The 9,449-nt window shown below is 66.4% G+C and carries 11 protein-coding genes and 2 pseudogenes; 11 read left to right on the top strand and 2 right to left on the bottom strand.

Going from position 1 to position 9,449, the window contains the following annotated elements:
* On the top strand, positions 1 to 323 hold a 323-nt coding region (locus tag ACWDA7_RS46840; RefSeq protein WP_450613550.1), incomplete at its 5' end, for an ATP-binding protein.
* Positions 324 to 709: 386 nt separating this feature from the next.
* Here ACWDA7_RS46840 and ACWDA7_RS46835 read toward each other — a convergent pair.
* Entirely contained in the window at positions 710 to 1,363 is a 654-nt protein-coding gene (locus ACWDA7_RS46835) for a TetR/AcrR family transcriptional regulator (protein ID WP_450613548.1), read from the bottom strand.
* 132 nt (positions 1,364 to 1,495) lie between these two features.
* On the opposite strand from ACWDA7_RS46835, the gene ACWDA7_RS46830 reads away from it, so the two are divergent.
* The 9 genes and pseudogenes from ACWDA7_RS46830 to ACWDA7_RS46790 form a co-directional block, all read left to right on the top strand.
* Positions 1,496 to 2,044 carry a carboxymuconolactone decarboxylase family protein gene (locus ACWDA7_RS46830; RefSeq protein ID WP_450613546.1) on the top strand — a complete coding sequence of 183 codons (549 nt, stop codon included), beginning with the start codon at positions 1,496 to 1,498 and terminating at the stop codon, positions 2,042 to 2,044.
* Positions 2,045 to 2,157: 113 nt separating this feature from the next.
* Positions 2,158 to 2,949: an isocitrate lyase/PEP mutase family protein gene (locus ACWDA7_RS46825; RefSeq protein WP_450613553.1), complete on the top strand. Its 792-nt coding sequence runs from the start codon at positions 2,158 to 2,160 to the stop codon at positions 2,947 to 2,949.
* Between the two features lie 60 nt (positions 2,950 to 3,009).
* Complete coding sequence (locus ACWDA7_RS46820; protein ID WP_450613544.1) at positions 3,010 to 3,657, top strand: nitroreductase family protein; 648 nt, start codon at positions 3,010 to 3,012, stop codon at positions 3,655 to 3,657.
* 19 nt (positions 3,658 to 3,676) lie between these two features.
* Positions 3,677 to 4,060, top strand: coding sequence for an MmcQ/YjbR family DNA-binding protein (locus ACWDA7_RS46815; RefSeq protein ID WP_450613552.1), 384 nt, complete (start codon positions 3,677 to 3,679; stop codon positions 4,058 to 4,060).
* An 8-nt stretch (positions 4,061 to 4,068) separates the two neighbouring features.
* Positions 4,069 to 4,317: a hypothetical protein gene (locus tag ACWDA7_RS46810; RefSeq protein ID WP_450613542.1), complete on the top strand. Its 249-nt coding sequence runs from the start codon at positions 4,069 to 4,071 to the stop codon at positions 4,315 to 4,317.
* A gap of 448 nt (positions 4,318 to 4,765) precedes the next feature.
* Entirely contained in the window at positions 4,766 to 5,857 is a 1,092-nt protein-coding gene (locus ACWDA7_RS46805) for a C45 family autoproteolytic acyltransferase/hydolase (protein WP_450613540.1), read from the top strand.
* Positions 5,858 to 6,219: 362 nt separating this feature from the next.
* Positions 6,220 to 7,422 carry an MFS transporter gene (locus ACWDA7_RS46800; RefSeq protein WP_450613538.1) on the top strand — a complete coding sequence of 401 codons (1,203 nt, stop codon included), beginning with the start codon at positions 6,220 to 6,222 and terminating at the stop codon, positions 7,420 to 7,422.
* A gap of 201 nt (positions 7,423 to 7,623) precedes the next feature.
* Positions 7,624 to 8,072: pseudogene (locus ACWDA7_RS46795) on the top strand (DUF4158 domain-containing protein); the annotation flags it as partial.
* 26 nt (positions 8,073 to 8,098) lie between these two features.
* Positions 8,099 to 8,215: pseudogene (locus ACWDA7_RS46790) on the top strand (IS5/IS1182 family transposase); the annotation flags it as partial.
* 19 nt (positions 8,216 to 8,234) lie between these two features.
* On the opposite strand, the gene ACWDA7_RS46785 reads toward ACWDA7_RS46790, so the two are convergent.
* Positions 8,235 to 9,014 (bottom strand): hypothetical protein, encoded by a 780-nt coding sequence (locus ACWDA7_RS46785; protein ID WP_450613555.1) that lies wholly within the window; start codon positions 9,012 to 9,014, stop codon positions 8,235 to 8,237.
* 230 nt (positions 9,015 to 9,244) lie between these two features.
* Between ACWDA7_RS46785 and ACWDA7_RS46780 the strand changes: the two genes are divergently transcribed.
* On the top strand, positions 9,245 to 9,415 hold the full coding sequence (locus ACWDA7_RS46780) for a hypothetical protein (RefSeq protein ID WP_450613536.1): 171 nt from the start codon (positions 9,245 to 9,247) through the stop codon (positions 9,413 to 9,415).
* Positions 9,416 to 9,449: the final 34 nt, after the last annotated feature.

Below are 9,449 nucleotides of genomic sequence, written 5' to 3'. Positions count from 1 at the left end.
GGCACCTGGCCGCCCATCAACTCAGCGAATGGGGACTGGAGCATCTCGTGCCCACCACGGAGCTGATCATCAGCGAACTGGTCACCAACGCTATCGACCACGGCGCCGGCCCGATCCGGCTACGGCTCATCCAGCACCAAGTCCTGACCTGCGAAGTCTTTGACAGCGGAACGTGTTACCCGCGCCTGCGCCATGCCCGCATCGTCGACGAAAACGGCCGGGGACTGTTCCTGATTGCCCAGTTGTCCAGCAGGTGGGGCTTCCGCCCCGCAACGAGCGGCAAGCTCGTCTGGGTCGAGCAAGACCTGCCGTCCACACCGTAAAGCGGGGATCGATGAGGGCTTCCCCCTCAGCCCCCACGCCAGCACACCAATGCCGCCGCGGAGATCCTCCGCAACGACCGCCAGGCGGCGAGCCCGATGGCGCTGGTCGCGCGGTGGCCTGCCCTATGCCCAGGGATGCGGAAGCTGTCACCAGATGCACGCCCCGGGCATACGCCCGCGCACACCCACACCTTGATCGCTTACACCATCAGGCGGGACGTCATCGCCCGTAGCGGCCCATCCTGAGGGTGCGTCAGTCGCCCGGACCCCCGCTAGCCCCGCCACTGTCCCGCGGAATTCAGCCAGGAGATTGCTTTCCTTGTCGACGGAGTGCTCCGCGGCGTCGCTTAATGCCAAGCGTCGCTGACCCATACACATGGAAGCGGCTACCGAGCTTGGAGTACGCCGACGTCGGGAGACGTCGCGAAGGTCTGCAGGTAGTCGATGGCTGTCTGCAACGCATCTTTCAGTGGAGCGATGTCCCGCGCGACCTGGGCGAGGAGGGTGCCGCCCTGGAAGGCAGCAAGGAGCAGATTGGCCAGCCGTGTGGGATCTGCCTCGGCGCTGATGTGGCCGAGTTGCTGCATGCGCTCGATTCCATCGCGGAAGGTGTCCCTCCACTGGTCGAACGCACTCGCGAGCTCGTCGTGAACGTCAAGGTCGGTCTTGATGATCTCGCTCGCCAGGGAGCCGAGGCTGCAGCCTTCCTGGTAGGCGTGCTCGTAGCCGACGTAGAAGTCCGTCCACGCCCGAAACGCGTCGAGGTTGTCGAAGCGGGCGAATCGCTCGCTGCGGTGGAACGTGAGGACGCGCTCGGCCTGCCAGGCGATCACGGCCAGGACGAGACTCTCCTTGGTCGGGAAGTAGTGGTTGAGCTGCGATCCGCTGACACCGGCGGCGCGGCGGAGCTGTTCGTTGTTCGTCGCGTGGACGCCCTTGGTGTAGATGAGCTCCGCGGCGTGCTCCAGGATGCGGGCCCGCGTTGCCTGTCCCTTGTCGGTGAGCTTGTGGGGCTCCCGAGCCCCCGTGGTGGCTTTCATGCTTCAGACAGTACCTCGATTGGGCTTGACAGCCCAGTCCTGAGCAGTGTTAGCTCCAGGAGTGGGCCGACAAGCCCAAAACACGGGTGACACCCGCGCTGACGACGACCACTCACCGGAGGCTGATTCGCCATGTCACGTCTGAATGTTCCTTCTCTTGACGAGGTTCCTGCGGGTGCGAAGGGTGTGCTGGACAACGTCGGGGGGCAGTTCGGGTTCGTGCCGAACATGTTCGTGACGCTCGCGTCGAACCCGGCCGTCCTGGACGTGGTTATGGCGTTGCAGGGCTCCTTGAGTCGGGTTCTGGACGCGAAGACGCGGCACACGATCGCGCTCGCGGTCTCGCAGGTCAACGGTTGTGATTACTGCCTGGCGGTGCACTCGTACGTGTCGTCGGAGTTCGGTGGTATGTCGAGCGAGGACATCGACCTGGGCCGGGCGGGGAGTTCGGTCGACCCGAAGCGCGCCGCGGTGGCTCGCTTCGCCCAGCAGGTGGTGGAGAGTCGCGGGCGGGTGAGCGACGCCGACCTCGCGGCTGTGCGGGGTGCGGGATACACCGACCCGCAGATCCTGGCGATCGTGACGGTCGCGGTGGCAGCGCAGCTCACCAACTTCATCAACAACGTCAACCAGACCGACGTCGACATCCCCGCCGCCAGCTCGGTCGGTACGTCCGGCTGACCGCTCGAACCCTCGTACCGGGCCGCGTACACGGCCCGGTACCCCTCTCACCGATCCGATGATCTTTCAAGAAAGGGCTTCACGTGCCGGGCTCTGAGCTCTACGAGAAATTCATGGCGTTGCACACCCGTGACGGCGGGTTCGTTATGCCGAACGCCTGGGACGGTCTCTCGGCGCTGATGCTGGCCGATGCCGGCTTCGAGGCGATCGCGACATCGTCGGCGGCGCTCGCCACCACGCTCGGCCGCCCCGACGGGCGTCACGAAGTCACCCGCGACGAGCACCTCGAGCATGCACGGCTGCTCGGCCGCCTCACCGGGCTGCCCGTCAACGGAGACTTCGAGGACGGCTACGGCGACACGCCTGAAGACGTCGCCGCGACCGTTGAGGCCGCCGTGGCGTCCGGCCTGGCCGGTATCGGGATCGAGGACACCTCGGGCAACCCCGATCAACCCATCCGCGACTTCGACGAGGCAGTCAATCGCGTACGTAGCGCCGTCAACGCGGCCAAGGGCCGCATCGTCGTCACCGGCCGCACCGACAACTTCATCCAGGGGCGGCCCGATCTCGACGACACCATTCGGCGTCTGACGGCCTTCGCCGGGGCCGGCGCGGATGTGCTCTACGCGCCGTTCCCGCCCGACCGCGACGCGCTCGTCGCGATCGTGACCGCGGTCGCGCCGACACCGGTCAACGTCCTGGTGTCGCCGGCGGACAAGGTGCTGACCGTCCCGGAGCTGCAAAAGATCGGGGTCAAGCGGATCAGCGTGGGTCCGATGCTCTACGCGAACGCGATGGGGGCCCTCGAACACGCCACCAAGGCGCTCGTCGCGGGCGACCTCGCCTCGGCGACGACGGGCATGAGTTTCGACCGTATCGGCGCACTGCTCGCCGGCAAGAAGTAGCCCGAACCCTTAAGAATCTCTACCCATCAACCACTGATCGTAAGAAGAAGGCAGACTGACGTGGACCTCGACAAGCTCATGAACAAGCACCTCACCAGGTACTTCGACCCCAGCAAGATCATTCCGCAAGAGACCCTGGAGAAGTTGCTGAGGTTCCTGCGCTCCACGCCGTCATCGGTGAACGTACAGCCCAACCACTTCTATGTCCTCGCCACGCCCGAGGGGAAGAAGCAACTCGCGGACAACCTGGGCGAACGATTCCAGGACAACGCCGAGAAGATCCTGAACGCGTCGCACACCATCATCCTCACCACCCGGGCTGACGTGCCCGACCGCCACCTCGAGGCAGTGTTCAGCAAGGAGCGGGCCGACGGCCGGTTCCCCGACCCGGCGAAGCAGGAGCTCTGGGAGTCGATGACCCGGGACTTCCTCAACCTGCGCAACTACGGCTACAAGGACCTGAACCACTGGATGGAGAAGCAGACCTACATGGCGGTGGGCCTGACCATGATGGCGGCCGCCGAGCTCGGCGTCGAAGCAACCCCGCTGGAGGGCTTCGACCCGACCAGTGTCGACAAGGCGTTCAAGATCCGCGAAACCGGACACAGCACGACCGTGCTGCTGGCCCTCGGCTACCCCGCCCCGGAGAGGGTGTACACCAGCCCGATCTCGCGATTCGACGCCGACCAGCTGTTCACCTTCATCTAAACACCCGGAGTTGATCACCTTGGACGGACAGGAGCTGCAGAAGATCGCGGGCGACTGCACTGTGGAACTGCCCGGCGCCGACCTGGAGCATAGTTTCGGCCCCGACTGGGAGCTCTACAAAGTGCGCGGCAAGGTCTTCATGCTCATGACCGACATGCCGGGGCGCCCCGTCGTGATCCTGAAAGCTGATCCGGACGACGCCGCAGCCCTGCGTGAGCAGTACGCAGACATTACCCCCGGCTATCACATGAACAAGAGGCACTGGATCACGGTGGAAGGCGGGGGCACCATCGACGAGAAGCTCGTGGAGGAGCTCGTGATCGACTCCTACCGTCTCGTGGTCGGCGGGCTTCCCAAGTCTGAGCAGCCCGTGGATCCGCGCACCTACGGCCGCCGCGCCTGACCTTCGTCATGCCCATCAGCGGCGAGAAGCTCCAGGACAGAGCGCGCGACACGGCACTGGCGCGGCCCACTGACGGCCTGGCGGTGGACTTCGTCGTCAAGGCCGATCGTGCCGAACTAGGTGAGGTCGGGCAGCGAGTGCGGGACGGACGGCTGCGGACAAACATCGGTGACGTCGCGAGCTTCGATGATGCCATTGGTGCCCTTAACCCGACCACGAGACGCAGCGGGAAGACAGTCATCCGCGTACGCCCGTAGGGAGTCGATGGCCACAGTCCGACTGGCGGGTCATCCTCACGGTGCACGAGATGAAGCGGCTCGGCCGCGACGCCGCCGAACCCTCAGCAACCTCCCCCACAGCCCAGACCTGTTGGTCTTCGTACGCATCCTGCAGGGCCCCACTGCCGCATTGATGGTGCCTCAGGTCCTCGCCATCAGACCTGGACGTGAACTCATTGACCAGGCCTTCACCGACCAAATGCACAACGAGCGCCGTCTATTGAACCTGCTGACGCCCACCGAGACCACAACACTCGAAACGCTGCTCACGACCTGGCTCTCCCGTATGGCACAGACCGCCCCAGCAGCAACTGACCAGACGCCTATCCGAGCCGCGACCTGCTGAAAAGACGGTATGACGCAGCTTGGCAACACGGGTGATCGTCGCGTGCATCGCGTCGACTTTCGGATTAGGAGAACCCACTTCATGCCCAGCCCCACGGTCTTCCGATCAGCTGCCGCCGCCCCCGGCGACCGAGGACTGCTCCTCGGCCGCGCCTTCCCCGACCAGATCCGGCGGACCTGGGAGTTCTACGACGAACTCTTCGCTACCGCCGGGGCGGCTCGCCAGGACGTCACCAAGTGGGGCGAGGAGGCCTTGGAGCACATCGGCGCGCTGGCCCCCGGCCTGGCCGCCGAGATCGACGGCATCGCCCGCGGCTCCGGCCTGCCGCCGCATCAGATCGCCGCGCTCAATGCCCGCACGGAGATCCTCGGCCGACTCGGGCAGCAGCACCCGGAGTGCTCCACCGTCGTCCACACCCCGGCCGACGGCGGCCCACCGGTCACCACCCAGACCTGGGACTGGCACGACGGCATGCGCGATAACTGGTTCGTGTGGACCGTCGAGCACCCAGACGGCCGGGTGGTGCGCACGCTCACCGAATACGGCATCGTCGGCAAGATCGGAGTCAACTCCCGCCAACTCGGCCTCCACTTCAACATCCTCGGCCACCGCTCCGACCAGTCTCCCGAACACCACGGCCCATGGCTCCCCGTCCATGTCCTGGCCCGCCTGGTACTCGACCGCTGCGCGACCCTCAACGAGGCGAAGGCACTGGCCATGGGCACCCCGGTCGCGGCCTCTTCCGCGCTCACCCTGTGCGACTACGAGGAAGGCCGCGCCCGCGCCGCCACCGTCGAAGTCAGCCCGGCCGGTCCCGCCCTGATCCAGCCCGGCGACGACGGCTACCTGCTCCACACCAATCACTTCCTCGCCCCGAACCTGTCCCCCGGAGAGACCATCGGAACGCAGGACCCCGACACCTACCACCGCTTCGAGGCCCTGCAGAAACGCACCCGCCCGCTGGATGCCCCGGACCGCGGCGCCCTGCTGCAGGCCTTCACCGTCCACCTCGCCGAGGGCGCGGCCCTGTGCTGCCACGCGGCCCCGACCGCGCCACTCGGCCAGCGCTGGGAAACCCTGGCCACCGTGTCCCTCGACGTCACTACAGGCCACCTCGCCGTCCACCCCGGCGGCCCCTGCACCGCCCAGCCCCTCACCTGGACGCAGGTCTGACAGATCGCCCGCACAACGCTCCGGCGCTCACCTGCCCGCCCAGGCCGCCGACCGCAGACCGCAGACCGGCCCATCAACCGCACCGTCATCCGCCGTCCGACGACCGCGCCGAACAGTCCGAAGACCTTGCCGCGCTCCTCGGCGGGAAAAGTGGCACGCACGATGGCGGCTCGGGGAAGTCGACCTTCGGCAGCATGCCGTTGACCAACTGCCGGAACGGCGGCATGAGCTTGGGTTCCTCGGCCTTGCCGAGCTTGGCCAGCTTCAGCTTCCCCCCACAACCTCCAGCGCGCTGTTGCCCGGCAGTCCGGCGGCGACCTGGACGTCAGGTACTCGCTCAAGCAACATGGAAGGTTAGCCCCATGCCTCTGGCGCTTCTTGCTCTCGCCATCGGTACCTTCGGTCTCGGAACCACGGAATTCGTCCCCATGGGACTGCTGCCCCAAGTCGCGGCGGACTTCCACGTCACCATTCCCACCGCCGGCCTGCTGGTTACCGGCTACGCCCTCGGCGTCGCGTTTGGCGCCCCGCTGATGACCGCACTCGGCACGAAGATGCCCCGCAAGCGGATGCTGATGGTAATGATGGGCCTATTCATCCTCGGCAACCTGCTGTCCGCGCTCGCCCCCAGCTTCGGACTGATGATGGTCGGACGCATCGTCACCTCGCTCGCGCCCGGCGCATTCTTCGGCATCGGAGCGGTCCTCGCCGCCGAACTAGTCGCCCCGGAGAAGAAGGCCAGCGCCATCGCCATCTTTTTCACCGGCCTGACCGTCGCCAACGTCGTGGGCGTCCCGCTCGGCACCTACATCGGCCAGGCCGCCGGCTGGCGCACCACCTTCGTCCTCGTCGCCAGCCTCGGCGTGATCGGGCTGCTCAGCATAGCCAAGTTCGTCCCCGAACTGCCCCGCCCCGAAGGCGTCCACCTGCGGCACGAGCTCGCCGCCGTGCGCAAACCGCAGGTTCTGCTCGCACTGGCGATGACCGTGCTCGGCTTCGGCGGCGTCTTCGCCGCGATCACGTACATCGCCCCGATGATGACTCACGTCGCGGGCTTCTCTGACAGCGCGGTGACCTGGCTGCTGGTCCTGTTCGGCATCGGCATGGTCATCGGGAACCTCCTCGGCGGCAGGTTCGCCGACCGTGCGCTGATGCCGATGCTCTACACCACGCTCGGCGGACTGGCCGTGGTGCTGGGCGTGTTCACCCTCACCGCACACAGTGAGGTGCTCGCGGCGATCACCGTCCTGCTGGTCGGCGCGTTCGGGTTCGCCACCGTGCCGCCGCTGAATGTGCGCGTTATCGACAAGGCCCATGGTGCCCCGACCCTGGCCGCCGCCGTCAACGCCGGTGCCTTCAACCTCGGCAACGCTCTGGCCGCGTGGCTCGGCGGACTCGTCATCGCCGCCGGCTTCGGCTACACCTCCCCCAACTGGGTCGGCGCACTCATGACGGCCTCCTCCCTCGGGCTCGCCTTGTGGTCCGCAGCCCTGGAACGCCGCGAAAAGCGAACCGCCGTGAACGCCAACCCCGGCCCGGTGCACAGCGAGCTCATCAGGCGCTGAGCCGGTGTTGAACAGGACGAGCGCGTTGAGGACCAGGCCCAACGCGCCGGTTGTCAGGTGCTCGGGGCTTGAGCAAGAACGGAACGGCCAGTGGCGATAGCGGGTGGGCGACCGCCGGGTTACCGCCACTCGCCGTTCGGATGTGGGTGGGCATCGGACGCGTCGGGATCTTGTAACGGTTTGGCCGCTGTGGGTTGAGTGATGGTGGCCTCGCCCTACGTTGCGGGCTATGCCGGTGGAGTTCCTGAGGATGATGAGGCAGCTGCGTACGGCCGGTACGCGGGCCCGCCGTCGCAGGCGGATCTGGAGCGGGTGTTCTTCCTCGATGACGAGGACCTGGCGCTGATCAATCGGCGTCGTGGCCAGCACATGAAACTCGGCTTCGCCTTGCAGCTGGTGACGGTTGCTGGCTCGGGATGTTCCTGGAGGATCCGCTGCAGGTGCCGGGCGCGGTGCTGGATTTCGGGGCTGTCCAGTTGGGGGTGGCAGACCCGTCGTTGGTGAGGCGGTACGCCGAACGGACGAAGACGCGGTTCGATCACCAGTGGGAGATCCGCCGGGTCTACAAGTACAAGGAGTTCTCCGACGTCGAGACGGAGTTCGTGGACTGGGTCGCGGCCCGATCGTGGACGTCCGGGGACGGCCCTAAAGCGATCTTCCGACCGAGGAGCCTCACGTGCCGACCAGTGTCACATACACCGCCGTGCTCGATGTCCGCCGGTCCACCGCCGAGCACCGGGCCCGGCTGCTGCGTGACCACCGCGCCGCGATCCCGCGCCGCCGCTCTCGTCGCCGCCCGCCGATAGGCACCATTACCCATACACCTGGGCGAGTTCCTCAACGCCGTCCAACAACTCTGCCATTTGTCGGAACCAGGCTCTCCTACCTCGGTGCCCCAAACCCAGCGTGCGGCGGAGAGCCAGATGCACGGGCGTTCCGTCGGCGATCAGGTCTACGGCACGGCCTGTCACGTCGGGGCCCCGGTCCTGGTAGCCAAGGAACACGGCCGGCTCGAGCTGCGCCAACGCGTCCCGCACGCGTGCCGAATCAACCGGAGACAGCCACTGCTCATCGCACTCCATCACTTGCGGGCGTACGTCTTGGTCCAAGACGTTCCAATGCGTGCGCAAATCATTGGCCCACTGATGCCACCGCATGGAATTCAGCTCCCTCGCCCAGTTCGCGCTGGACACCACATCGCGGAGTAGCTGCTGGTACGCGCCTTCGAGGGCGAAGACCCGCTCGAACCATGACCTCCACTCCTCGAGTGAGACTGTCCCTCGAGGCATCGTGCGCGGCTCCAGGCAGGCATCCACCGCTTCGGCCGCCTGACGCAAACGCTTGAGGTCATCGCCTAGCCCCTGCCGAGTGAGCGCGTTGAACGGGTCGAGGAGAACGCCGAGGAAACTCTCGAGTTCGCGTCGCGCCCGGCGTCGAATCTGCTGCCTCTGAAGCGCTTCAGCTTGGGCGGACGCGAGGTACCCGAGCAACAAGAGCACGGTTGGGATCCCGAACATCACGCTGGTCAGGCTAGAAGTCAGGTTGGTCAGGAAGCTGCGGTGCTCCCACCAGCCATGCGCATCGCCGTACACGCCAAGCACAATCCCCAACACGCCCAATGGCACGCAGATCCAGACGACGGTGCGTACTGTCCTCGGCGTGCCGGCCCACCACTGTCTCGCACGCACAAACACCAGGCGTGATGCTGTCAACGTCCCGGTCCACCACTGTCTCGCACGCACAATCACCTGGCGTGATGCTGTCAATGTCCCCACTCCTCAGCGCGCGACGGTAGCGGTTCGCACCCCTCACAGTGCACGCCATGACTACCACCAAGAGGCCCACCAGCGCGGCCGCCGCGCCCTGGCCCAAGCTCCTCGCCCAGGGCATGACGCAGCCCACCCCGGACCCCACGCGGACACCAAGAAAAGGGAGGTGCGACACGATGCTGCACGAGATGAGTGAATGCGCTGGTCAGAGGCTCGACGACTGACGTCGGCAGCGTGTTCCTGGCCAGTGCTCAAGGC

The sequence above is a fragment of the Streptomyces sp. NPDC001156 genome (genome assembly GCF_053598275.1).
This window is presented reverse-complemented; position numbering and strand designations above follow the sequence as displayed.